General features: G+C 61.1%; 23 protein-coding genes and 1 pseudogene. 15 read left to right on the top strand and 9 right to left on the bottom strand.

From position 1 onward, the window contains the following. Window positions 1–140: 140 nt before the first annotated feature. The 3 genes from cysK to NKI24_RS27645 all read right to left on the bottom strand — a co-directional run bounded on the left by cysK (window position 141) and on the right by NKI24_RS27645 (window position 4,426). The gene (cysK, locus tag NKI24_RS27655) at window positions 141–1,634 is read right to left on the bottom strand and encodes a cysteine synthase A (protein WP_352749902.1); all 1,494 of its coding nucleotides are present in this window, start codon (window positions 1,632–1,634) and stop codon (window positions 141–143) included. Window positions 1,635–1,756: 122 nt separating this feature from the next. Next, entirely contained in the window at window positions 1,757–2,932 is a 1,176-nt protein-coding gene (locus tag NKI24_RS27650) for an MFS transporter (protein WP_352749900.1), read from the bottom strand. A gap of 207 nt (window positions 2,933–3,139) precedes the next feature. Continuing rightward, window positions 3,140–4,426 carry an ROK family protein gene (locus tag NKI24_RS27645; RefSeq protein WP_352748746.1) on the bottom strand — a complete coding sequence of 429 codons (1,287 nt, stop codon included), beginning with the start codon at window positions 4,424–4,426 and terminating at the stop codon, window positions 3,140–3,142. A gap of 325 nt (window positions 4,427–4,751) precedes the next feature. Between NKI24_RS27645 and NKI24_RS27640 the strand changes: the two genes are divergently transcribed. From NKI24_RS27640 to NKI24_RS27595, 10 genes and pseudogenes are all read left to right on the top strand, one after another. Further along, window positions 4,752–6,155, top strand: a complete 1,404-nt coding sequence (locus NKI24_RS27640) for a recombinase family protein (protein WP_352450311.1) — start codon at window positions 4,752–4,754, stop codon at window positions 6,153–6,155. Window positions 6,156–6,758: 603 nt separating this feature from the next. Then, the gene (locus tag NKI24_RS27635; RefSeq protein WP_352749897.1) at window positions 6,759–6,992 is read left to right on the top strand and encodes a hypothetical protein; all 234 of its coding nucleotides are present in this window, start codon (window positions 6,759–6,761) and stop codon (window positions 6,990–6,992) included. A gap of 287 nt (window positions 6,993–7,279) precedes the next feature. Further along, on the top strand, window positions 7,280–7,849 hold the full coding sequence (locus NKI24_RS27630) for a hypothetical protein (protein ID WP_352450313.1): 570 nt from the start codon (window positions 7,280–7,282) through the stop codon (window positions 7,847–7,849). Further along, window positions 7,846–8,553, top strand: coding sequence for a hypothetical protein (locus tag NKI24_RS27625; RefSeq protein WP_352749895.1), 708 nt, complete (start codon window positions 7,846–7,848; stop codon window positions 8,551–8,553). The genes NKI24_RS27630 and NKI24_RS27625 overlap by 4 nt, the downstream gene beginning before the upstream one ends. Before the next feature lie 387 nt (window positions 8,554–8,940). Beyond that, on the top strand, window positions 8,941–9,246 hold the full coding sequence (locus NKI24_RS27620) for a hypothetical protein (RefSeq protein WP_352749893.1): 306 nt from the start codon (window positions 8,941–8,943) through the stop codon (window positions 9,244–9,246). A 434-nt stretch (window positions 9,247–9,680) separates the two neighbouring features. Continuing rightward, window positions 9,681–10,883 carry a plasmid partitioning protein RepA gene (gene repA, locus NKI24_RS27615; RefSeq protein WP_352450316.1) on the top strand — a complete coding sequence of 401 codons (1,203 nt, stop codon included), beginning with the start codon at window positions 9,681–9,683 and terminating at the stop codon, window positions 10,881–10,883. A 74-nt stretch (window positions 10,884–10,957) separates the two neighbouring features. After that, the gene (repB, locus tag NKI24_RS27610) at window positions 10,958–11,923 is read left to right on the top strand and encodes a plasmid partitioning protein RepB (RefSeq protein ID WP_352748733.1); all 966 of its coding nucleotides are present in this window, start codon (window positions 10,958–10,960) and stop codon (window positions 11,921–11,923) included. A gap of 156 nt (window positions 11,924–12,079) precedes the next feature. Continuing rightward, window positions 12,080–13,285, top strand: a complete 1,206-nt coding sequence (repC, locus tag NKI24_RS27605; RefSeq protein ID WP_352748730.1) for a plasmid replication protein RepC — start codon at window positions 12,080–12,082, stop codon at window positions 13,283–13,285. A gap of 176 nt (window positions 13,286–13,461) precedes the next feature. Next, window positions 13,462–13,851 (top strand): antitoxin Xre/MbcA/ParS toxin-binding domain-containing protein, encoded by a 390-nt coding sequence (locus NKI24_RS27600; RefSeq protein WP_352748787.1) that lies wholly within the window; start codon window positions 13,462–13,464, stop codon window positions 13,849–13,851. Beyond that, window positions 13,848–14,365: pseudogene (locus NKI24_RS27595) on the top strand (RES family NAD+ phosphorylase). Before NKI24_RS27600 ends, NKI24_RS27595 begins: the two are co-directional and overlap by 4 nt. Before the next feature lie 133 nt (window positions 14,366–14,498). Here the strand turns inward: NKI24_RS27595 and NKI24_RS27590 are convergent. The 3 genes from NKI24_RS27590 to NKI24_RS27580 are packed head-to-tail and all read right to left on the bottom strand — an operon-like array spanning window position 14,499 to window position 16,272. Then, window positions 14,499–15,632 (bottom strand): site-specific integrase, encoded by a 1,134-nt coding sequence (locus tag NKI24_RS27590; protein ID WP_352749891.1) that lies wholly within the window; start codon window positions 15,630–15,632, stop codon window positions 14,499–14,501. Continuing rightward, window positions 15,629–16,015 carry a type II toxin-antitoxin system VapC family toxin gene (locus tag NKI24_RS27585; protein ID WP_352690994.1) on the bottom strand — a complete coding sequence of 129 codons (387 nt, stop codon included), beginning with the start codon at window positions 16,013–16,015 and terminating at the stop codon, window positions 15,629–15,631. Before NKI24_RS27585 ends, NKI24_RS27590 begins: the two co-directional genes overlap by 4 nt. After that, the gene (locus NKI24_RS27580) at window positions 16,015–16,272 is read right to left on the bottom strand and encodes a type II toxin-antitoxin system VapB family antitoxin (protein WP_031195575.1); all 258 of its coding nucleotides are present in this window, start codon (window positions 16,270–16,272) and stop codon (window positions 16,015–16,017) included. Before NKI24_RS27580 ends, NKI24_RS27585 begins: the two co-directional genes overlap by 1 nt. Window positions 16,273–16,442: 170 nt before the next feature. Between NKI24_RS27580 and NKI24_RS27575 the strand changes: the two genes are divergently transcribed. Beyond that, window positions 16,443–17,447 (top strand): DUF1403 family protein, encoded by a 1,005-nt coding sequence (locus tag NKI24_RS27575; protein WP_352450413.1) that lies wholly within the window; start codon window positions 16,443–16,445, stop codon window positions 17,445–17,447. Window positions 17,448–17,449: 2 nt separating this feature from the next. Beyond that, on the top strand, window positions 17,450–18,187 hold the full coding sequence (scpB, locus tag NKI24_RS27570; RefSeq protein ID WP_352450322.1) for an SMC-Scp complex subunit ScpB: 738 nt from the start codon (window positions 17,450–17,452) through the stop codon (window positions 18,185–18,187). Between the two features lie 32 nt (window positions 18,188–18,219). Here scpB and NKI24_RS27565 read toward each other — a convergent pair whose 3' ends face one another. Together NKI24_RS27565 and NKI24_RS27560 are read right to left on the bottom strand one after the other, a co-directional pair. Then, window positions 18,220–18,744: an RES family NAD+ phosphorylase gene (locus tag NKI24_RS27565; protein WP_352450323.1), complete on the bottom strand. Its 525-nt coding sequence runs from the start codon at window positions 18,742–18,744 to the stop codon at window positions 18,220–18,222. Beyond that, on the bottom strand, window positions 18,741–19,127 hold the full coding sequence (locus NKI24_RS27560) for a hypothetical protein (protein ID WP_352450324.1): 387 nt from the start codon (window positions 19,125–19,127) through the stop codon (window positions 18,741–18,743). Before NKI24_RS27560 ends, NKI24_RS27565 begins: the two co-directional genes overlap by 4 nt. Window positions 19,128–19,267: 140 nt before the next feature. Between NKI24_RS27560 and NKI24_RS27555 the strand changes: the two genes are divergently transcribed. Further along, window positions 19,268–19,399, top strand: coding sequence for a CBS domain-containing protein (locus NKI24_RS27555; RefSeq protein WP_352450421.1), 132 nt, complete (start codon window positions 19,268–19,270; stop codon window positions 19,397–19,399). Continuing rightward, a complete protein-coding gene (locus NKI24_RS36030; RefSeq protein WP_502894554.1) occupies window positions 19,374–19,631 on the top strand; it encodes a hypothetical protein in 258 nt (85 codons plus the stop codon). The genes NKI24_RS27555 and NKI24_RS36030 overlap by 26 nt, the downstream gene beginning before the upstream one ends. A gap of 188 nt (window positions 19,632–19,819) precedes the next feature. Here NKI24_RS36030 and NKI24_RS27545 read toward each other — a convergent pair whose 3' ends face one another. Continuing rightward, entirely contained in the window at window positions 19,820–20,992 is a 1,173-nt protein-coding gene (locus tag NKI24_RS27545) for an MFS transporter (protein WP_352725954.1), read from the bottom strand. A 357-nt stretch (window positions 20,993–21,349) separates the two neighbouring features. Here NKI24_RS27545 and NKI24_RS27540 point away from each other — a divergent pair, with 357 nt between their 5' ends. After that, window positions 21,350–22,438, top strand: a complete 1,089-nt coding sequence (locus tag NKI24_RS27540) for a glycosyltransferase family 4 protein (RefSeq protein WP_352450326.1) — start codon at window positions 21,350–21,352, stop codon at window positions 22,436–22,438. Window positions 22,439–22,542: the final 104 nt, after the last annotated feature.

Raw genomic sequence — 22,542 nt, 5'->3', positions numbered from 1 at the left:
GATTTGCTCTTCTCTTGGTGGGAAGGCCGACAAGGCCGACACGGACAAGTACAGATGAAAGCCGAGCCGGAACGGGATCACGCCCGTTCCGCTCGCTTGATGGTGGCGACGGCACTCTGAAAAGACCCGGAGGCGGGATCTCACGCTGCCGCGCGCACCCATCGAGGCAGCAGGCTCTCGGGATTTGCGCATGCGCCGGGCGTGTAGTTTGCGCCGACAAACTCCAGCCGGGCGGCGAGCGTGCCGTCCCGCCAGGCCGCAAGCGTATCCATGCAGCCACCGATATGCTCGCCGCCGACAAAGACCTGCGGAATTGTAGGCGAACCGATCCGGGCCCTCAGGGCCTTGCGGATTTCCCCGTCCAGGCCGTTCTTCTGGAATTCCGGAGTATCGATTTCGATGGACCTGTAGGCGATTCCGGCACGGTCGAAGAGCTTTCTTACCGTCCAGCAGAATTCGCACCATGTCAGCGCGAACATGACCACCGGACGCTCCGGATCATGGATCGCCTTGTCGACCATCGCATGCGCCGACTGATCGATTTGGATTTCGTTTACGGGTGCCGATGAAAGGGCGAAGGACGGCGGCCGGTCGAAGCGGTAGCCGGGTGTGGAGCGAGAGATCGCCTCTTCGGCGGGCGACATGTCCTCGCTGATGTGATCGAACAGGATCGTGCTGAGATACCGCTCACCCGTATCAGGCAACATACAGAGCACGTTCCGGTCCGGGCCGACGCGTCGAGCAATTTCCAGTGCCCCGCTCAAAGTTGCTCCGCCGGAGATGCCCGCCAGTATTCCTTCTTCCGTCGCAAGCCGGCGCGCGGTTTCCAGAGCGCTGGCGCCTGAAACGGGTATGATCTCGTCCACAAGATCGTCAGCCATCGCCTTGCCGACGATCTGCGGAATGAAATCAGGGCTCCACCCCTGCATCGGGTGTGGCCGGAAGCGAGTATGCGCCCGAGTCGGCAGCCCCTGTTCATCGAAAGTTTGAGGAATGCCACTCGACAGCAGCGCCGAATTGTCGGGCTCGCAGACGATGATCCGCGTTTCCGGCCGCTCGCGCTTGAGCACTCGCGCCACACCGGCAAGTGTTCCGCCGGTCCCGGTGCCGGTGACCCAGTAGTCGAGTGGACGGTCCTGGAATGCCGCGATGATTTCGAGCGCTGTCGTGCGGGCATGGACATCGGCGTTGACGGGCGTCTCGAATTGCCGGCAGAGGAACCAGCCGTGCGCTCCGGCCAGCTCGACCGCCTTGGCGAGCATGCCGCTGCCGCGCTCGACGGCAGGGGTCAACACGACCTTGGCACCGAAGAAACGTATCAGCTTGCGGCGTTCGAGGCTGGCGTTCTCCGGCATGACGATGACGAGAGGATAGCCTTTCCGCGCGCAAACCATGGCAAGTCCGATGCCCGTGTTGCCGCTCGTCGCCTCGATCACCGTCTGGCCAGGCCGAAGTGCACCGGAACTCTCCGCTTCTTCGATGATCGCGGCGGCAAGACGATCCTTGACCGAGCCGCCAGGATTGAACGCCTCGATCTTGGCATAGAGCGAAGCGGCACCATTGTTGATGCGGGAAAGGCGGACGACCGGCGTGTCGCCGATCGTGTCGAGAATGCTGTCGTAGATACTGCTCATCTCAGCTGTCCTTGCCTGGTGATGACGGTGCTCCGCCCTCTTCGATCTCTGAGGTTGGCAGGAAGGCCGTGGTTTGCAGCGTTCGAACCAACGTGGAATTAAGCGGAGTTTCGACGTTTGAATCAGCGGCTTATCGCAGGATCCGCAAGGCGGCCGCATGGGAACTGCGCTCTCGCGCCGGATGATGCCGCCAATACGCCCAGAACCACGAGATTGGCCGCGCCTGCGACAGATGCCACCAGGAAAGCGGGCCCATAGCTGCCGAAGCTGTCATAGACGAACCCGCCGAAATAGCCGGCCACGCCCATGCCCACCCAGGCGATCAGCATGACGATGCCGAGTGACTGACCAAAGCGTTCGGCTGGCGCAAACTGGTGCACGCAGAGGATCAGGCACGTCATGTTTCCGGCAAAGCCGAAGCCGAAAACCGCCGACAGCACCAGCAGGCTCACTTGCTGGCCCAGCGCGGGAAAAATCGCAACGCATGCAGTCTGAATAAACGACGCCAGGGCGTAGGCAGAAAGGTTGCCTGCCCGGTCGGCGAGGAGCCCGAATGCGATCCGCCCGATGGCGCCGAACAGCATGGCGATCAACACGCTAAGCGATCCGACATCCGAAGACCCGCACACGGCCGTGACGAAACTCGTGAGGTGCATCAGCGGGACGCCCATGCAGGCGCAGCAAAGGAAGGCTGCGGCAGATAGCAGCGTCACCGGGGAAAGATGGCCACCTTGGAAGCCTGGCGTCGCTGAAAAACGCACCGGTGCGGCAAGGATCCGATCTACGGGCGGCGCCTGAACCGCCGGCATGAAGATCGCCAGCGCAGCCGTCGTCGCCACAGCTATGATCGCGTATGCGAGGCGCCAGCCGACACCGTCGATCAATGCATTTGCGGCGTAGGGCAGTATGCCCTGACCAAGGGCTCCGCCTGCTGTGACGATCCCTATCGCCAGGCCGCGCCGGCGGTCGAACCAGAGTCCGGTTACGCCAAGTACCGGCGCGTACAGACAGGCAAAACCTAGCCCGCCCAAAGCGAAGTTGGCCGCATAGATCTGCCAGAGCGAAGTGGCGAAGGAAAGCGCTGCGAGCGCGATCACCATGCCGGCCGAGCCGATGAATAGCAGTGTTCTGATATTCAAACGGTCCGCAAGCCGGCCCCAGAACAGCCCGCCCAGGGCCATGCCGACGCTCGATAGCGTGTAGGCAAGGCTTATATCGGCTCGCGACCAGCCAAACTCCGTCTCAAGCGGTCTGATGAAGACGGATGTGAGCGCCAGGCTGCCAAATCCGAAAGCCATGGCGGTCGTGGCGCCGGCCGCAGCCAACAGGCCGCGTAGCCGTCTTGCGCTGTCGGGAACCTCCCTGCCTCCAGTTGGTAATGATTGACGATTCGACATGTTCCTGCCCTCGAACGACCTCTTCGAGGCTGTCATCGGCCAGCGGTATGGAAGCAGGCGTGTGCGTCAGCGTGGAAAGCTCCAACGCGGGCCGTGGAAACGGCGGTACTAGATCGGAAGCTGCAGCAGCTCGGAAATCACCAGACCGGCTGCGCCAACGAGGGCGGCCCGGTCACCTGCATCGCCGGCAATGAATTCGATCGCGCCGCCGGGTCGTGACGGAACCATGGCGCGGACATGCTCCGCGATTGCGCCGAGCAGGCAATCGCCGCCGAGCACGACATCGCCATGCATGATGAAAATGTTGGGCGCCACCGTCTGCTGCAGATTGGCGATGCCTACGGCGACGTTGCGGGCATAGCGGTCGAGCAGCTCAGCCGCTCCCGGCAGCCGCCGCGCCGCCATGTCGACGAGGCGGGCCGAGTCGATCAGGTCTGGCTCGGGCAGAGCCGCGCGGGCGGCCTCGCGCCGGAGCCAGCTCAAGGTGGCAATGGTGTCCCAGCAGCCGCGCCTGCCACAGCGGCAGGGCTCGCCGTCGAGCTGCACGAAAGTGTGTCCGAGTTCGCCGCCTGCGCCTGCCGTGCCACGATAGAGGTGCCCGTCGAAATAGAGTGCGCCGCCCAGCACCTCGCCCGTGTAGACGACCGCGAATTGCCTGACGCCGCGCCCGGCGCCGAACCAGCGGTCGCCGACCAGCAAGGCGCGCGGATGATGGTCGAGTTTGACCGGCAGGCCGAAGCGTCGCCCGAGATCGTCGGCGAGCGGGTAGCGGTCGAGCGCCGGCGCGAGATTGACAGCGACGATCGACCCGCGATCGGTGTCAACCATGCCGCCGACGCCAACACCGATCCCGAGAGGCATGCGCCGCGCCCTGGAGAGAGTGTCGCCGACGCATTCGGCGATCGCCTCGATGATTGGCCGGACCGGCCCCCTGCCGTCCGGCAGGGCCATCTTGCGTTCCGATTCGATCTTGCCGTCGAGCGTCGCCACGCATGCATGCACGGCATCCGGCATCAGCAGCACACCGCAGATCGGACGGGCATTGGGCGAGAACCACAGCGGCCGGGCCGGCTTGCCGCCGCCCGGACTGGGAGGAACCGGGTCGCTCTCGACCAGCACCTGATCATCGATCAGCGGCTGCACGATTCCGGAAATGGTGGTGCGGTTGACCCCGGCCAGGCGGGCTAGTTCAGCCCTGCTCGTCGGCCCAAGATCGAACAGGGCCTGCAGCACACGGCCGCGATTGGTCGAGCCGACCATCGAGGAGGACAGCAGCGCCTTGCGCCGGCGCGAAACCCGCTCCGCGCCGGACGCATCGCCGGGCGGCGTGAACAAAGCGCTGCGTCCGCCATTCGGGCGCCCATCGTCGGTATCGTCCATCGTCGGATTTTTCATACGGGGCATCCTGCCAGCTCTTCTAACCCAGGACCTTACCGGTTTCGAGCCCTTTGTGCGAGCAGGGAACAAACTCGTGCATTGCCAGGAAGGCAAGGACTTGCGCGAGTGCGGGGGAAAGCTGCCCCTTGATTCTGCTGCCAAAACCCCTTGGGCGCCCGCACCTCACCGCATCCCTTTTCCGGTCGTTGCGCTGTCCAATCATCCGTTTGCTAGGAGATCTGCGCTCCCAATTTCGTGGCCGCCGAATGGGAATTCACAGAATGCGACAGAGTTCTGAAAGACATTTCGTGTCTCTGGGGTTGTTCAAGCCCAAGGAGACCCCATGGCTTTCGAGTTGCAGACAGCGCCCCCTATCCGTGCGGCGCAGTACATTCGTATGTCCACTGAACATCAACGCTATTCGCTGGAGAACCAGGCGATGGCCATTACAGAGTACGCGGAGCGGCGCGGATACACTATCGTCCAAACCTACGAAGATGCTGGGAAAAGCGGCCTGAGCATAAGAGGTCGCGACGGACTGAAGCAGTTACTGGCCGATGTCATGACTGGCCAAAAGACTTTCTCGGCAATCCTCGTTCTTGACGTCAGCCGCTGGGGCCGCTTTCCGGATACGGATCAGTCCGCTCATTACGAGTTTCTCTGTCGTGACGCAGGCGTCGCGGTGGAATATTGCGGCGAACAATTCGAGAACGACGGCAGCATGGTCTCTGCAATCCTCAAGAATATGAAACGGGTGATGGCAAGCGAGTACAGCCGCGAGCTATCCGCAAAGGTCTCCAGAGCGCACCTGCAGCAGGCTCGTCTCGGATTCAGCCAGGGCGGACCTGTGCCCTACGGCGTCAGGCGACTGTTGCTGGATAAAGATGGGGAGCCCCGTTACCTTCTCGGCTCTGGAGAACAGAAAGGGCTCGCTGGCGACCGCGTTCTCCTTGTGCCCGGCCCGCCAAACGAAATCGAGCTTGTTAGGCGCATCTTCAACATGTTTGTTGCTGAAGGGCAGAGCATGGCCGGCATATCGGTTCGTCTGAACAAGGAAGGAGTGCCCTCCACATACGGCGATGTGTGGACGACCGGGCGCGTCGCATCCCTCCTCAAAAGCGAGTTGATGATAGGCTACTATGTCTACAACCGAACGTCGCACAGTATGAGTAGCCAATCCAAGCCAAACACTCCCGATAAATGGGTCCGAATCCGGGTCATGGAGCCGATTGTAACGGTTCAAATATTCGAGAGGGCGCAACTCGCAAGGGGAAAGCGCGGGTACACCTATACAAAGCTCGAAATGCTCAAAAACCTGAAGCGGCTATTGAAAGAGAAGAAACGACTCAGCCTCACCGTGATCAATGCTTGTCCGTATACTGCGTCGGGACAGTGCTATGTCCGGCTTTTCGGCAGCTTGAAGGCGGTCTATGCGGCCGTCGGCTACGTACCGGATCGGCGGGGAGCTCTGCGAAAGTACTCGGACGAAGAGCTTCTAGACGGATTTCGGCGGCTGCGCGCCGCTCACGGGCACCTCACATTGTCGCTGATTAATGCGGACTCCGATCTGCCCATATCTCGTGTGTTCAAAAAGCGGTTTGGCTCGATGGCCGCGGCCTATACGCTGGCTGGCTTTCCAGGACTGGAGTCGGAGCTAAAGCTGAGCGCGGTAGCGCGTATACGGCCCAGCGGCCCGGAAAGGCTGCGACGCGACGTCTCAAATGCTCAGGGCGAAAAAGGCGCATGATACGAACAGACCGAAGCTGCGGCTCTTCAATGAGGAGCCCCGACTCTGTTCCTCACGCAGCCGTCCCGCCGCTCCCACCTGATCTCGACTAGGGCGGCGGAACGGACGGTGCCAGCTCCTGCCCTACAGGCCCGCACCTCTCCCATGCGCTCTGAACGGATCAAACCGAAGCGCCATAACATCTGAACATAGACGGATTGGGGAGATCCCAGGGAGCGGTATGCTGAGATCGTGGCGGGGTCGAGCGGGCCATAGCTGGGAACCTTACCTGGATTGCGATATTTGCCTGCTCCTAGCGTCGAAGAGCCGTCCGGTTCACCAAATGCCAGGAAGATGGTGAAGCGTTCCTGCGCGGTCGTCTGCCCTGTGGAGAGGCCTTGCATGGAGAACCCGAGAATCAATGCAAGGTGCGCCGCACACCTGATGGCGCATTGCGATATGTCTGCGAGAGCCAGGCGCGGCCGCGAGACAACATGGCGACCGCGTTGACGCTCGCCTTCTTGCGGAGCGTGGCGGCAGATTTCGCCTGAGGCGTCAATACCGATTTCTGAGGATAGAAATCTCAGGGCGGATAGGCAAGCTGGCGGTGAGGAGTTGCCTGCGATGAGCACACTGACCTACCGACTTGCGGGGGACCACAGCGGAAACTGGATGGTTGTCTTTGAACCAGACGAATTGCATCTTTATATTGAATGTGTGGCACCGGGGACGAGCACCGACGCGACCAACTGGATCAGCGTTGATGATTTTTTCGCACGGCGGCCGACCGGCTCTGCTCACACCCAAGCGATCGAACGCCTGGTCGAATTGCTGCGCCGCGCGCTCGACGGGGATTAGCTTCAGTTCGCAATAATGCATTCCGCAACGTTGCCAGAACTCGATATTTTTTTCGGGAAAAACAGTAGGCGGAACTGCAATGTTTTTCGATGAAGGCGCCGAAATTCAAGACGGATCAGCGCAGCGGGATCGCCTTAAATTAAAACGCGGACTGCTCTATTCTGAATGCGGTCGAATTCTTATTGGGCCACGTAAGCTGCAAGGATTCTTGATTACTCTTTGACAGAACCGCACTCCCCGTGTAGGTGTCCGTGGTCCTCGGACAACGGACAGCGGATCGGAATCAAATGAAAAGCCAGGACATCGTCGTCCTGCTCAAGCTCATCAGCCTTCAGGAGCAGGAGAAAGAAAAAGGTGTCGAAACTCTGCGCTCAGAAGCGCAGGGCCAGGATCCATACTCGGTCCGCAATCTGGAGTCTTCTCTTGGCATAAGCAAGACGGAGGTCAATGCATCCATCAATCGAAGTCTTGCCTCCGGTATCGCGGCCAGGGATAGAGATACGGGCAGAGCGAAGCCGAGCCGCAGGAACCTGCAGAATTTCATCGTGCACGGGTTGAAGTTCGTTTTTCCAGCGAAGCCCGGAGCAATGCAGCGCGGAATCCCGACCGCTTTTGCGGCGCCCATCCTAAAGAACGTGCTAATAAGCGCTGGCAGCTACATCTATGTGTGGCCCTATGCCAGCGGCCGCGACATGGGACAATCGGTGACGCCGATGTTTAAAAGCGTTCCTGAAGCCGTTCAAAGGGATGATCGGCTGTACGAGTATCTTGCCCTTGCGGACGCAATAAGACTCGGAAACCAGCGCGAGGCTGGCCTCGCGGCGGAGCGTCTTGCGGAAAGGCTCGCGCAGAAATGACCAGCATCCAAGGCCAGCTACTAGCAATGCTAAGGGCTGTCGCGGAAGCTCTAGGCGATGACCTGCGCAAGCGTCTTGTGTTCGTCGGCGGATGTACGACCGCTCTTTTCATCACCGATGCCATCACGCTCGAGGATGTCAGGGCGACTGACGACGTCGACCTAATTGTCGATCTGGCCGGCTTTTCGGAATGGGCGCAACTCCTGGAACGGCTTCGAGAGCGGGGTTTCTCGGAGTCACCCAACGACAGTGTCATTTGCCGAATGCATCTTGGCCGGATCAAAGTCGACTTCATGCCGGACGATCCCAAAATCCTCGGATTCAGCAATCGTTGGTATGAAGCGGGTATTGAGACGGCGGTCGATTGTCCGTTGGACGATAAGCTCATCATCCGTCGCCTGACACCGGCACTCTTCGTCGCGACGAAGCTGGAGGCATACCTTGGCAGAGGTGGAAAGGATCTGCTTTCTAGCCGGGATGCCGAGGACATACTCTTGATCGTCGACGGTCGAGAAGAGTTGGTTGCTGAGCTGGGAGGCGCGGAAGACGAGGTCCGTACCTATGTCGGCGACCAGGTCAAAGACATGCTTGCAGCCCCAGATTTCGACGACTTTCTGGAAGGCAATATCAGAGGGCCGCAAGGCCGGGTCGAGATTGTGCGCCAGCGATTCATCGCGATAACCGAATATGCCAGCGGTGGCTGACCTGGTCTTCGAAGTCGACTGGACACCAAGCAAGACACAAGAACTCCGGACAACCGCGACCATGGTCGTGTCGGTACACGCGCTGGCTCCGCCCTATGATTCGTACTGGCAGCGATTCTGGTGCCTCGAGCTAGCTGCTCGTAGCGGCCTTAAAGCGCCGGCTGATGCGCTGCTTCGGGGCCGTTGACTAAGGACGAAAACGGTCCTGATGCGCAGCTTGAGGTTTCCGGCCTGTGGGCTGCGGATGTGAACGCGTGCCCGACGCCGTGGCGGCCCTCGCCGATCCGGTCGCGGTATCCTTCTGACGGCCCGGCGTTTATATTCACTCAGTTTGCAACTGGGTTTCTCCCGCACTTCTGCCCCGGGGAGCAGCACCGGTAGCGTGGTATGTTGAGCGATGAGGAGGACGACACCGAACTGCCGTGGGACCGGCGAGTCGGTGCTTTCGCCGGAAGGCACGGCGAACTCGACGACGCCGCTGCTGCCATGCTGACGCAGGTGCTCGAAGTCCAGCGCGCCACGGTGTTGAGAGAGCGAGCTTTGCCGCTATGGAGCGGGGAGCGTTCTCCGCATGAACTCGAGGCTGTCTCGTTCCGGAAAGTATGCTTCCAGATGTTGATCGGGCTTAACCTCGGCCTTGAGGAGGGCTTCACCCACTCCGTCAACGGTCTCCCCTCACGGTCTTCATTGTAGTCGCCTATTCCGATATCGGCCTCGCCCCCAGCCGGTCCGCTCCTCGAGCTGAAAGAGTCAGTCTGGCGTTGAGCAGCTTACCCTAACCGACAACGAACCCAACCGGCCACGTGCCATCGGATCCGGTGCCCTGCCCTGCCCTGCCCGCCGGCACTTGCATCCCGCCTCTGAGTGTACCCGATTTACTGCCGTAAAATATGATCCTTATGACAGAGAAAACATGCCGTTAGCTTGGATAGCAAGACAGTACCGCGCTCAAAAAACTGAGCAGCTGCCTTCGTGATGGCAAGAGCAGCTGGCAGCAAGAAAAGCCGGTCAGTGACGTTAACCTTTTGTTAACCCAAAACTTCTTGCCGGAGCGGGCCGAATCGGAGCTTAATGGCGCTTGTTGAGTGAATTGCTCACAAAAAGCGCCAATTCAGGTTTCGACAGAAATGAACATCTCCATGCGGCTGCCACGCTTCGAGTTCGATGACAAGATCCTCGAGCAAGGCGCAGAGATATCGCGGCGGCTTAACCAGCTCCGTATGGAGAAGTTTCCGCCAAATGCGACAAAGACACTTCGCCCTTTTTCGCTGGCGGAAGTGGCCCACTACCTTGGGGTCTCGCAGAACAATCTCAAGCGCCTCCATCTGGAGGGCAAAGGCCCCCTGCCCGAGCAGATACCTTCCGGACGCCGTTCCTATACCGCCGAACAGATGCTTGAACTGCGCCATTTTCTGGATCGGCATGGCAGGACCGAGGTAAAAAAATACGTCCCGCACCGCAAGCCTGGAGACAAGCTCCAGGTGGTTGCTGTCGTCAATTTCAAGGGCGGCAGCGGCAAGACAACAACGGCTGCCCACCTCGCCCAGCACCTTGCGCTGACCGGGCACCGCGTGCTTGCCATCGATCTCGACCCGCAGGCGTCACTTTCGGCCCTGCATGGCTTCCAGCCGGAACTCGATCGCAATCTCTCTTTGTATGAGGCGATCCGGTACGACGACGAGCGCAAGCCGATATCCGACGTGATCGTGCCTACCAATTTTCCGGGCCTGGATATCATCCCGGCCAACCTCGAGCTGCAGGAGTATGAGTACGACACGCCGCTTGCCATGCAGGACAAATCGTCCAGCGTTGGCCGCCAGTTCTTCACCAGGATTGCAAAGGCCTTGTCCGAGGTCGACGAGCGCTATGATGTCGTCGTGGTCGATTGCCCGCCGCAACTTGGCTATCTCACCTTGACCGCCATGTCGGCGGCGACGTCGGTTCTCATCACCGTCCACCCCCAGATGCTCGACCTGATGTCGATGAGCCAGTTCCTGCTGATGCTCGGCGGCATATTGAAGACCATCAAGGCCGCCGGTGCTGCGATCGAGCTGGATTGGTTCCGCTATCTGATCACGCGCTACGAACCCACCGACATTCCCCAGGCACAGATGGTCGGCTTCATGCAATCGATGCTTGCCGGCCAGATCCTTGAGAATCCCATGCTCAAGTCGACGGCAATCTCGGATGCAGGACTGACGAAACAGACGCTCTACGAGGTGGAAAAGTCGTCTTTTACCCGTTCGACCTACGAACGGGCACTCGAATCGTTGGACGCGGTGAATTCCGAGATTGTCGCGCTCATCCATCGCGCATGGGGCCGGTCATGACGCATTTTACGGCAGTAAAAAATGGGGATTTTGCTCGTGAAATCAGCCGACTAGCTGCGAATCGGAGTGATTGAATGGCGCGCAAGGATGTATTCGGCAGCGTGATGGGCCCCGCGACGTCAGTCGCCGACAGCGGGGATGTCTCGGGCTATGCGGTTCGCGGGGCATCCCGGTCGATCATGCAGTCATTCGAGGAGCTCTCTAAGAGTTCGGTCGTCGATCTCGATCCGGCGTTGGTCGACACCTCATTCGTCTCGGACCGCATGGACGATGACGATGAAGCATTTCATGAGCTGCTGGCGGCGATTCGCGAGCGAGGGCAGGATTCTCCGATTCTGGTCAGGCCCCACCCGGACAGTTCCGGCCGGTTTCAGACCGTGTTCGGCCACAGGCGCGTCAAGGTCGCACGCCAGCTGGGCAGGCCCGTTCGTGCAGTCGTCAAGAAGATCGGCGATGAGGACCATGTCATCGCGCAGGGCCAGGAGAATGCTGCCAGGGCCAACCTGTCCTTCATCGAAAGGACGCTTTTTGCCGATCGCATTCTCAAGCGGGGCCATTCGCCGGACACCGTGAAGTCGGCCCTTGCGCTCGATGATACGACCTTCTCGAAGATGCGCTCCGTGACCAACAACATTCCCGAGCAGGTCATTGTGGCCGTCGGCGCCGCCAAGAGCATAGGCCGGGACCGCTGGTGGCAGCTTGCCAAGCTCATGGAGCATCCCGGGACCGCCGAGCGGGCGGCAGAGTACGTGACAAGTGCCGATTTCGCCGAACCGGGCAGTGACGCTCGTTTTGCTCGTCTGTTCGACTTTTTGAATGCGCCGGTGAAGCAGCCGCGAGCCGCATCGAAGCCTCAGGAAAAGGCCTGGGTGCCCCAGGACAAGTCGGTCCGAGCCAAGATCACCGACACGGGAAAGGTGTTTACGCTTTCCTTGAAGTCAAAGGATGCATCGCCCTTCGGCGCATTCATCGCCGAGAAGCTCGACGAGCTTTTCGAGGCTTTCAGGGCATCGGAAACGGCAAAGAAAACAGGAGACTGAAACCGCAAAAGAAAAAGGCCCCCGAACGTCACCGTCGCGGAAGCCCTTCTCAGGTCTGTAGCAAGCTGAGAATCGCATTTCCCCGAATCACTGTCAAGAGTCGTTGGCGTCGTTTCGACGAGCAGTTTTCTTTTGTCTGATTGAAAGGCGAGGGAAATGGAGAGTGGTTATGCGACGACGCCCTTTGGGCGGCGGCCGATGACGCTTGCCTTGGTGCAAGCGAACACGGCATCACGAAAGATTCCTGAAGGGGCCGCCGTCGAGAAATGGCAGGTGTATCGCTGGCTGTGCGAGGGCAAGACGATCGTAGGCGTGGGAGATCGCGCCCTGGCCGTCCTCAGCGGACTGCTGTCGTTCTATCCGGACGATCAGATCAGCGAAGAGAACGGGCTGATGGTCTATCCTTCGAACGCGCAGCTGTCACTGCGGGCGCACGGCATGGCCGATTCCACGCTGCGCAGGAACCTGGCCGAACTGGTCAATAGCGGACTGATCATCCGCCGAGACAGTCCAAACGGCAAACGGTTCGCTCGCAAGGCAAAGGGCGGCGCAGTCGAGGAGGCGTTCGGGTTCTCGCTGGCGCCACTGCTTGCACGGGCCGCGGAGTTTCAGCAGGCTGCCGAGCAGGTCCGCGCCGACAGCCGGGCGCTCAAATTGACGCGGGAGCGGATCACCCTCCACCGGCGCGACATTCACAAGCTGGTCGAAGCAGCGATCGACGAGGGCGCTCCTGGCGACTGGGGAACCATTTGGAGGCGGTTCAGAGCAATCGTGGATGCTATTCCTCGGCGGGCAGGGCTGTCGGAGCTGGAAGCGATTGTCGCGGAGCTCTCCTTGCTGCACGACGAAGTGGATATGATGCTGGAAAGCTTCATGAATTCCACGAATCCTAGCGGCAATGAGTCCCAAAACGAGCGGCAGCAATCTGATTCAAACACAGACTCCACTTTTGTATTTGAACCAGCTTTAGAACAAAGCAGGGCGACGGTCGAACCAAGAACGGCCTACGCCGAGAAGCCGAAAGGCTTCCCGATAGGACTTGTGCTGAAGGCCTGCCCCGAACTTGCCGACTATGCCGCCCACGGAATCGCAAGCTGGCGCGATTTGATGATTACCGCCGCCCAGGTGCGCGGCTACCTTGGCGTGTCGCCCTCGGCGTATGAGGAGGCTTGCCATGTGATGGGCCAGGAGGTCGCCGCGATCGTGATTGCCTGTATCCTGCAAAGGGCGCAGCATATCAACTCGGCCGGGGGCTATCTACGCGTGCTGACCGAAAAGGCGAGGGCAGGACAGTTCTCGGTCGGACCGATGCTGATGGCAGCACTCAAGGCCAATGGCACGACGGCAAGAATGACCGGCTAAGGGCTGAAAATTCTTGTGCGTAATGCTGCCGTTGCTGGTGGTCCGCGCGCGGTCGATGAGGCGGATGGCAAGCGGGTCGTATGAAATCAGAAGCACGCCATGCGCCTGCGGGCTTGAACCAGTGGAAAAGCGCCCTTTGCACAGTGAAGGCGGCTGCTAATATGACAAGGAACTCGATGGGGCAGGCCCTCAAGAAATCCGGGCAGAATGAACCCCTGGTTTTGTCCTATATGGACCGGGCCGGGAAAATTGCTGTTGGCCAGGTGGCCGACAGCTTTGGAATGTCCAAGGGTCAGTTGGCTCAGACGGTCGGGCTTGCCCGTGAAACCCTCTATCGGCTGGAGCGCAGCCGCACGGCCAAGACGCAGGGCCGTCTGCGCGAGATGCTCGAGATCATCAGTCGCGTGACGGAATGGGCCGGAGGCAAGGAACAGGCCATGGCCTGGTACCGAGCCCAGCCGCTGCCGGCATTCGGTGGACGCACCGCCGAAGCCCTCGTGAAGGACGGCAAGGCAGCTGCTATTCGCGACTACCTCGATCACATGGCCCTGGTTGGCTTTGCTTGAGGTTTGTCGGAACCTGCTACAGGGCGCATGATCCACGTTTGGCATTCAAGCCGAGTTCCGGTGATGGAGCGGCGATCAGGGTGCTCGGTTCAATCCCAAAGGTGTGCCCGCGCTCTATCTGGCGCTGACCGTCATGACGGCAGTCAAGGAAGCCAACCAGGGCTTCGCGCATCGCATCGACCCCTGCGTGCTGTGCTCTTATGAGGTGGACTGCGAGGACATCACTGATCTGACGAGCGAGCAGGGCAGGGGAGAATCTTCTGTCACGCTTGCGGACATGGCCAGCGCCTGGGCCACGGCACTCAGTAACGGCGAGCGACCTGAATCCTGGTCCATCTATGACCGGCTGCGGCCTCAAGGCATCGCTGGAATTCTGGTGCCGAGTTTCGCTCCGGGCGCGGAGACGGAGGACCGCAATCTGGTGCTATGGGACTGGGGCCCGGATCTTCCGCACAAGGTGAACGCGTTCGATCCGAGCGGTCGGCTGCCGAAAGACCAGCTGTCCTGGCGATGAAACAGGCCGGATGGGCAGGGGCGGTCCCGAACGACAGAAGTGACCAATTCATTTAGCGAAAATGCCTGGTCAGGGTGCAAGTCCTGCGCGGATCCCGAGAGGCAAGAACGGCAGGGGAAGGGGCTTTGCCTCCTTAGAGGCCGGACGCCTTGGTCAGGTTGATGCGGAAGCGATCTCTGCGGCGCTGATAGCGGCGGGTCATCTCCGCGGAGGCATGGCCGAGCTGTTTTTGCACATAGCGTTCGTCGACCTCGGCCGACGAGGCGAGGCCGGCGCGCAGTGAGTGGCCGGCGAATTTCTTGGCCCGTTCGCCCTCCGACAGATCGCCGCGCACGCGGGCGGCGAGCGCCGTGCGCTTGACCAGGCGTGCGACCTCCTGGTCGTTCAAGCGATCGGCACCGACGGCTCTGCCTTGACCAGCAACGCGCCGAAACAGCGGTCCGTGCGCAATGCGCGCCAGTCTTAGCCAGGTCTGCAGAGCGACCACAGGGCAGGTGGCGTCGGAGGAGCCGCGGCCGATTTCGACCTCGCGCCAGCCGGTTTTGCCGCGCAATGTGACAAGCAGACCCTTATCGGCAAAAATCTCGACCCAGCCGCGTCCGTCCTCGGTCTGATCCCTGCCGACGTCGAGGCCGACGATTTCGGATCGGCGAAGGCCGCCGGCGAAACCCAAAAGCAGCATGGCGCGGTCGCGCAGACCACGCAGCGTGCCGCGGTCGAGGGTCTCGAGCATGGCGATCAGATCCTCAGGCAGGATCGCTTCCTTCTGCCGGGGAGGGGAGGCGTGGGTGTTGCGAACGCCAGCCATCACCGTGGCGATATGCCGATCCTTGCGGTCCAGCGGCTGGCCGCGCTGGGCACAATTCCAGGAGAGCGACGAAAGCCGGCGCTCGATGGTTGAAACGGTGTTGGGCTTTTTGTCGCCAGTGGCCGTACCTGACGCGCAGGCGGCGATATAGAGCCCGACGACCTGAGGATCGGGCGGGAACATCTCGATGCCTTGGCGCCGGCACCAGCTCGAAAAATGCTTCCAGTCGGCTGCGTAGGCGCGGCGCGTGTTGGCCGAACTCGCCGCCTCGATATAATCGCGCGCGCGGCCGGCGAGCGCCTCAAGATGCGCAGGCAGGCTGGGATTGGCAATGGCTGGAAGGGGAGGGGACGAGGCTAGGTCGGCATCGCCCATCTGCATGACGATATCGACGATGTCGGGCATGTCGTCATCGCCGGAAGCAGCGGATGATCGTTGCGCGTCGCCAGCCATGCTCATGCCGCTTCGATATCCGTTTGGGAGAAGTCTTTGCCGATGAAAAGCAGCGGTTCATCCGCACGCTTTGCCAAAGCATAGGACAGGCAATCGGCAAAATTCAGCGCCGCCGGGTGGTGGCCCTTGCCGTAGGTCAGCCAACCCTGGGTCGCCAGATCAACCAATTCGGAGTCGACAGGAATGATGTCGGCCTCGATTTTGCGCAGCCAAAGATCGATCTCGGCCAATGCGTGTTCGCCGCGCCTGCTGACCAGCACCATGCGTGCCTCGAGCACGCAGGTTGCCGGGACCAGACGGATTGGGTCCAAGACCAGCGCTCGTTCCAGCCTTGCTGCCTCAGGCTCGCTCCGAAGGATCGCTACAACAGCTGAGGTGTCGATCACCATCAGTTAGGGATTCCATGCTCGTCATACCCGATGATCTCCTCGTCGCTGCGACTATCCAGTTCAGGCAATCGTGCCACTCTTTCTCGGATGGCGCGCAATTCTGCCAGCAGACGCTCCTGAGCGGTCTCTCCAAAGCCCAAGCGATGCAAGCGCTCGCTCAGGGCCTGATGAATGGCTGCTGTCTTACTGATACCCTGGCGGCGTGCGAGTTCGTCGGCGAGAGCCACGGTGGCCGGATTTTTGATGTTCAGGGACACGAAAGACTCCAAAATTCTACCTTTCTGGCGTATTCTACCATGGTTCCCTAGCCCTCGTAAACAACGAATGATAATGCAACATTATCGTTCGTTGTGGAGCTACGACGGGCGCGGCGGTTTGTTCGCATTATCGTTGCCAGAAGCGCCGCGCTCGTTCATCCTCATTGACGATGATTCTTCGCCCCAAGCCGTCGCTCCGCCACAATGCTCACCCTGCCGGGATCGAACTGGTCACCACCGTGGCGCCGGTGCCGTCCTGGTTGCGACGGGCGGTCGACGGCCCGCAAAGCCTTGACGAGGCTGCGGTTGTGGCAGGCGCAACGATCGGCGCGCTCGACGCTGTCGTGCGCCGGCAGGAGCGATGGGCCGGCGCCTGGCGGCAGCGCTTGGCGCTTTCGGCGGCTGCGGCAACTGCGAAGCAGGCCGGCCGCGTCGAGGATGACGGCGCCCTGCGTGACGCGGTGTGTCTGACCCGTCCCGGCGATGACGTCGGGCCGGCCGGCCGCATCCTGCTCGCCTGGCGCCGGCTGACTTTGCTGCCGGCAGAGGATCTGCTGACGGAAGCTGTGCTCGCCGCCGCGCTGGACGAACTCGGTCACGGAGGCGACGACGAGGCGGTGAGCGATCTGATCGAGGATCTCCGGCAGCTTTCCGGGGCGGAGGGCGTTGTCGCGGTGCTGACCGGCGCCTTCGCGGCTGCTGAGCGCCATGGCTTCGGACGCAGTTTCGGGTCCTGGCTCGCCGACGTCCTGCTCGCGCAACGGCTGGGCTGGCAATATGCGGTGCCGCTGCTGGGAGCGCAGTCGGGATCGGGCGGGTACACGCGTGGCGTGCGACCGAGAATAACCAGCCTGGCGGAGAGGGACCAGGGGCCAGGCCGGGAGAGCGTGCAGAGCCTCCTTGTGGCTCAGGCGCGCGCCGCGCTGCGGGCCGTCGAGCTTTCGGCCGAGCTCGATCGTCGTGCCCAGCGGCTCATCGCCGTTGCACCGAAGCTGCGGGCAAAGGGATCGGATGCTGTAGTCGAAAAACTGCTCTCCGACGATGCGATTGTCGCGTCCCAGCCCATTCCTGGCATGAGCGAGCGAGGTCTGCGGCGCCTGTTTGACAGGCTTGTCGACTTTGGCGCCGTGCGAGAATTGTCGGGTCGGCCGACCTTCCGGCTCTATGGGCTGTAGCGATGGCGGACCGGACGGGAACTCAGCGAAAGGATAACCAGCGCTTGCTGGTCGATACCGAACTCGAGCACCTGCCGTCGGAGCTGCGCTGGCGTGAATGGATGGGCCGGATTGAGGCGGTCATCTTCGCCGCCAGCGAGCCCGTCATGCGTGAGACGCTGGCGCGGGTCGTCGGAAAGAGCTGCAACGTCGATCTGATCATCGACGACATTCGCGAGGAACTGCGCAACCGGCCCTATGAGCTCGTGTCGGTCGCCGGAGGATGGCAGCACCGAACCAGGAAAGCGTTTGCCGACGTCATTCGCGGTGCATTTGGCACAGCAACGGGCCAGGGCGCGGATAGAACGCGGTCAAAACCCCTGTCGCAGTTCGAGGCGCTGGTGCTGATGTGCATTGCATACTTCCAGCCGATCACCCGTGGCGAGCTGTCATCCTTCTTCGGCAAGGAGGTTTCACGCGATCTGATTGGCGTACTGCGCGAGCAGGAATTCATCACCTCGGGACCGCGCAGCCCACAGCCCGGCGCCCCCTACACCTACGTGACGACCAAAGCCTTCATGTCGCACTTCGGTTTCGACACGCTGCGCGACTTGCCCGATTTCGAGGCGCTCGAGGACGCCGGACTGCTCAGCAAGGAGAAGCTGCTGGCGGGAGAAATTCCGGCCGGGCTGGCGAGCGAGGAGGAGGAAGGCGAAGAGGAACATTTAGAGGCTGACCGCGTTGAGGACCAAGTGCCCTAGAGGTCGTTGCGCCCTTGGCGAGAGGCGGCAATTCAGGGCCAGGACGACTGATCGTGCGGCAGCCGATGATCGGGATCATGGACCGCGACGCGATCCTCTTCGACAAGATTGGCCGAGAAGATCGCCAGATTGGTGCCGCCGGCATGGCGCAGCGACGGAAACAGGATACCGCGAAGCCCAGCCGTGATGACCAGGTCCGCGAGCTTCCACGATGGCGGGACCTTCCTGTCGATGCGGGCGATCTGGCGCCACGCACAATCCCATCCTTGCCAGATGTCGTCCCAGACATTTGGGTCGAACCCCTGCGAAAGGTCGGCGACCTCGGCGAGCGTGATCTTGTAGGCTGCAAGGGTGGCCGGCGGGATGATGCTGGCGCCCTGCTTGTATTCACCGAGGGCCGTTTGCGGCGCGCGTGACAGGTAAAGCGCCTCGACGCCCGGTCGATTGAAGCGGCCGCCGTCGATCGCCGCGCCCGCACCGCTGATGGGCAGGAATGCCCATTTGGGTGTCAAATAGCGGTGAAAGATCTCGTCCGGGCCGACGTGGGTGATTCTCACCCGCGCGCCCCGTTCTCGAGATCCCTGATGAAGGCCAGAACCGCCTCGACCTGGCCGTCCGCAACGAGCTCGGCCGCCGTGCGATGGCCATAGTCGGCGATGGGCTCGTTGCGATACCAGTAGATCGCCTTGTCGACGTTACCGGTGAGTTCCGTCGCGGCCGAAATCACCTTCACCATTTCGCGCATCCGGCCCTGCAGGCGTTCCGATGCGGGATTGCGCAGCGTGTTGCGATGAACACCGGTTAACTGCGCCAGGTTGGCCACCTTCACGCCGAGGGCCTGCGACAGGCGTTTCGGCGAGATATAGGGCGTGCGTGGTTCCTGCAAGCTATCGACAAAGCCTGAGACCACCGCGGAATGTGCGAGCTGTGCGTGGGTCATGGCAAATCTCCGACCTCTCATACGCACAATATATGCACATTAAAGCGCATAGCAAGTGAACAGAGGTCCTTTCTCATAGCGGTTGCCGCCCGGAAAATGCGGGCCGACTATCTCGGCGCCCTTCCGGTCGGGAGAATGACATGCTGGTCGGCATGGTGACCGACCGCGATATCGTGATGCGCGGTGTCGCCGAGGAGCGCTCAGCCGGCAACACGACCGTTCGCGAGGTCATGTCCGAGCATGTCTATGCCATTTGCGGATCAAGCGGATGATGCGCTTGTTGCCGATCCTGTGTTCGATGAAGCGAACCAGCCTTTCCTGACTGACCGTCCCGAAGAAGTTCTGGGTGTCGGCGTCTACGATCCAGTTCACCTCCCGTTGGTCAATCGCGATGTACAGGGCATCCAATGCGCCGTGTGGTCCTCTTCCGGGCCGGAACCCGTAGGAGAAACCGCAGAAGTCGCCTTCATAGATGCATTGAGCACCGTGACTGTTGCATCCTGAACGATCTTGTCTTCCAGTCGCTGTTTCCCATCCGCCTTCGGTATAACCCCCCGCTGGACTCGTTTGTGCAAATACTCAAGCCGAAGCTCGAGGGCGCTGACGAGCCCCTCTGGCATCTTCCCCATTCCGCCGCTACCACCCCTTGGCTGAGAAGCTCGCACAATCGGCGACCATCGCCCTCATACGCGTCAATCCGATGGTGGGGGCCTTTCACGAAGTCCAATTACTAGCGGAAGGGACAGCACACAGAGTCCCGCCATCATGAGGAACCCGGGCGGGCCATAGGCTCCATAAAGCTGACCTGATACCCAGACAAGGCCCGCGGTGGCCAGCCCCGGGCCGATCGCGTAAAGGGCCTGCGCCGTGGCGGCAAGATGTGCCGGCACGCTGCTGGCGATAACACGCATACAGGCAAGATGCAGCAGTGCGAAGGTAATGCCGTGAAGCGGTTGCACGAACGCAAGCATCCAGATCGCCGCCGTTTCCGCTTCCACGACCCAGCGCAGGATTCCGGCCACCGCGGCCAGAGCAGCGGCCCCGGCCACGCCAAGCCGGCGCAGCAGGATCGGCCCGACCACAACGAACACCACCACCTCCGCTCCGACGGCTTCCGACCAAAGTATGCTGCTCGCCGCCGTGCCGACCCCGGCCGCCGTCCAGCGGATGACCGAGAAGGTGTCATGCATTGCATGGCTGCCATAGATCAGCGCCGCAATCATGACGATGCGCCGGAAAGTCGGGAGACCGAGCAGCTCGCGCAGCCCGCCGATTACGCTTTGCCCGACCGGGTCCGCAGCCCGCTCGGCGCCGGTGTCTGATTCCGGCACCAGCGCGGCGGCAGCCAACGCTCCGGCGAGCAGCGCGGCGTACATCCATATAATCGCATCCAGCTCGAAAACTCCGAGCACCTGGCCAGCCGCGAGGGTGCCAGCAACGAAGGCCGCTGATGCCGCACCCCGCACCCAACCATACTCAAAACCCGGCTCGCGCACCGATGCGCGCGCCGCAAGGGCGTCGGCGAGGGTTGTGATCGGTGCCAGCCCGGCTGACTGGGCCAGATAGACGACCAACAGAAGAAAGACGCCTTGCACGGCAGCCAGCCCAAGCGTCGCCGCTGCCGCGATCCCGATGCAGACCGCCAGGGTGATGCGGAGGGCACCGAGAAGATCTGCAATTCGATTGGCGAGCGGTCCGGCAATCAGCCGGGCTGCGTTGCCTAGCCCGAACAGAACGCCCAGCTCTTCAGGTGTCAGGCCGCGCGCCTCAAAATACCGTGGCCAGAACGGGGACGCTGTCCCGAATGCAGCATACATTGCGGCATAGAGCGCTAAAAATGCCAGCAGCGGGCCAAGGCGTGCCATGCCAAAGTTCTGCCACGGACGCGCCTCGCGCTACAGGGGGGATCTGGAGAATGATGCTTCTTCTGCGAATAAACTCGGCCCCGCTGAAGCGGCTTCGACACGCCACGTTGACCCAGAATATGATCACCTTGATGCCGGCGCTCGATGCCATGCCGGAATGCCCGCACCCCGCGAACATTCCGCAAAGATCAGGACCTAGGCCCTCAAGCCTTGCCTAGCCCGAACGTCACGATGGGTGATCTTCCCGGGAACATATTAGCAATTCGAGAGTTGGCGTCGGTGCAATACAAGGAGAGGTGTGCGCGTCGCCCGCTTTCGTTGAAGGCCGACTTTTCACTTTCACGATGTCCTGCAAAAATGAAGATCGCCCAGATTGCACCTCTTATCGAATCTGTACCCCCCAGGCTCTATGGCGGGACCGAGCGCATCGTTTCATATCTGACGGAAGAGCTGGTTCGACAGGGCCACGAGGTGACCTTGTTCGCCAGCGGTGATTCACGCACTTCGGCCGAACTGGTGGCGTGTTGCGATGTTGCACTGCGCCTGAATCCCAAGTCCCAAAACCATATTCCCTACCACATCATGATGCTTGAACAGGTCCGTAAACGGGCGGATGAATTCGATGCACTGCATTTTCATGTCGATGTTCTCCACTTTCCGATAATTCGAGAGTTCGCGCAGCGAACCGTTACCACGCTTCATGGCAGGCTCGACCTTCCGTTCCTGGCGCGGCTTTACGCGATGTTCGACGACATTCCGCTGGTCTCGATTTCCGATGACCAGCGCCGGCCCATGCCGCCGGTCAATTGGCTCGGAACGGTCTACCATGGCCTGCCGCGTGATATTCTTCCATTCCGGCGGAAAGCCTCGGGATATCTGGCATTTCTTGGCCGCATCTCACCGGAAAAGGGCCCGGAAGTGGCGATAGAAATCGCCGCCCGCGCTGGAATGCCGCTGAAGATCGCGGCCAAAATCGACGCGGTTGACCAATCATTTTGGGCGGAGCGAGTTGAGCCCCTGGTGCTTCGATATTCGAATGTCGAGTTCATTGGCGAGATCGATGAGCAGCAGAAGGCGGAGTTTTTGGGCAATGCGACAGCGCTGCTGTTTCCGATCGACTGGCCCGAACCGTTCGGCCTTGTAACCATCGAGGCAATGGCCTGCGGCACCCCGGTGATAGCCTTCAACCGCGGCGCCGTTCCAGAGGTCATCGATGATGGCGTGTCCGGATTGATAGTGGACAGCGTCGACGAAGCTGTGGAGGCTGTACGGCGGATAGGCGGTCTCGATCGCGCACGGGTACGGGAAACTTTTGAAAGGCGGTTCATGGTCGGGCGCATGTGCAGCGACTATATGGAGGTCTACCGCTCGCTCGCCGGCAACAAGCGATTTGCATTTGGCTCTCGAAATGGCCGCGCTGAAATGCAGCTGGTCAGGCCTGTTTGACCGAACCGGCCTAGAACCGATCGGCTTCGAGCCGCTTTTGATCGCGCTCTACAACAGAATTCGCCAATCATTCGCCAAGAATTCGAACGAGGCTCTCCGCGATC

This window comes from Mesorhizobium sp. M0701 (assembly GCF_040320365.1).
Taxonomy (GTDB): domain Bacteria; phylum Pseudomonadota; class Alphaproteobacteria; order Rhizobiales; family Rhizobiaceae; genus Mesorhizobium.
The sequence above is the reverse complement of the archived record's forward strand: the minus strand, read 5'-3'. Positions and strand labels throughout refer to the sequence as shown.

Coding starts and splice junctions, on each gene's coding strand:
- NKI24_RS27645 (WP_352748746.1), bottom strand. CDS start 4,426: ATGAAAAATCCGACGATGGACGATACCGACGATGGGCGCCCGAATGGC.
- NKI24_RS27555 (WP_352450421.1), top strand. CDS start 19,268: ATGCTGGTCGGCATGGTGACCGACCGCGATATCGTGATGCGCGGTGTC.
- NKI24_RS27620 (WP_352749893.1), top strand. CDS start 8,941: ATGTTGAGCGATGAGGAGGACGACACCGAACTGCCGTGGGACCGGCGA.
- NKI24_RS27635 (WP_352749897.1), top strand. CDS start 6,759: ATGAGCACACTGACCTACCGACTTGCGGGGGACCACAGCGGAAACTGG.
- repB (WP_352748733.1), top strand. CDS start 10,958: ATGGCGCGCAAGGATGTATTCGGCAGCGTGATGGGCCCCGCGACGTCA.
- scpB (WP_352450322.1), top strand. CDS start 17,450: ATGGCGGACCGGACGGGAACTCAGCGAAAGGATAACCAGCGCTTGCTG.
- repA (WP_352450316.1), top strand. CDS start 9,681: ATGAACATCTCCATGCGGCTGCCACGCTTCGAGTTCGATGACAAGATC.
- NKI24_RS27640 (WP_352450311.1), top strand. CDS start 4,752: ATGGCTTTCGAGTTGCAGACAGCGCCCCCTATCCGTGCGGCGCAGTAC.
- NKI24_RS27585 (WP_352690994.1), bottom strand. CDS start 16,015: ATGGTGATCGACACCTCAGCTGTTGTAGCGATCCTTCGGAGCGAGCCT.
- NKI24_RS27540 (WP_352450326.1), top strand. CDS start 21,350: ATGAAGATCGCCCAGATTGCACCTCTTATCGAATCTGTACCCCCCAGG.
- cysK (WP_352749902.1), bottom strand. CDS start 1,634: ATGAGCAGTATCTACGACAGCATTCTCGACACGATCGGCGACACGCCG.
- NKI24_RS27650 (WP_352749900.1), bottom strand. CDS start 2,932: ATGGCTTTCGGATTTGGCAGCCTGGCGCTCACATCCGTCTTCATCAGA.
- NKI24_RS27560 (WP_352450324.1), bottom strand. CDS start 19,127: ATGACCCACGCACAGCTCGCACATTCCGCGGTGGTCTCAGGCTTTGTC.
- NKI24_RS27575 (WP_352450413.1), top strand. CDS start 16,443: ATGATTCTTCGCCCCAAGCCGTCGCTCCGCCACAATGCTCACCCTGCC.
- NKI24_RS27600 (WP_352748787.1), top strand. CDS start 13,462: ATGGGGCAGGCCCTCAAGAAATCCGGGCAGAATGAACCCCTGGTTTTG.
- NKI24_RS27625 (WP_352749895.1), top strand. CDS start 7,846: ATGACCAGCATCCAAGGCCAGCTACTAGCAATGCTAAGGGCTGTCGCG.
- NKI24_RS27630 (WP_352450313.1), top strand. CDS start 7,280: ATGAAAAGCCAGGACATCGTCGTCCTGCTCAAGCTCATCAGCCTTCAG.
- repC (WP_352748730.1), top strand. CDS start 12,080: ATGGAGAGTGGTTATGCGACGACGCCCTTTGGGCGGCGGCCGATGACG.
- NKI24_RS36030 (WP_502894554.1), top strand. CDS start 19,374: ATGCCATTTGCGGATCAAGCGGATGATGCGCTTGTTGCCGATCCTGTG.
- NKI24_RS27590 (WP_352749891.1), bottom strand. CDS start 15,632: ATGAGCATGGCTGGCGACGCGCAACGATCATCCGCTGCTTCCGGCGAT.
- NKI24_RS27545 (WP_352725954.1), bottom strand. CDS start 20,992: ATGGCACGCCTTGGCCCGCTGCTGGCATTTTTAGCGCTCTATGCCGCA.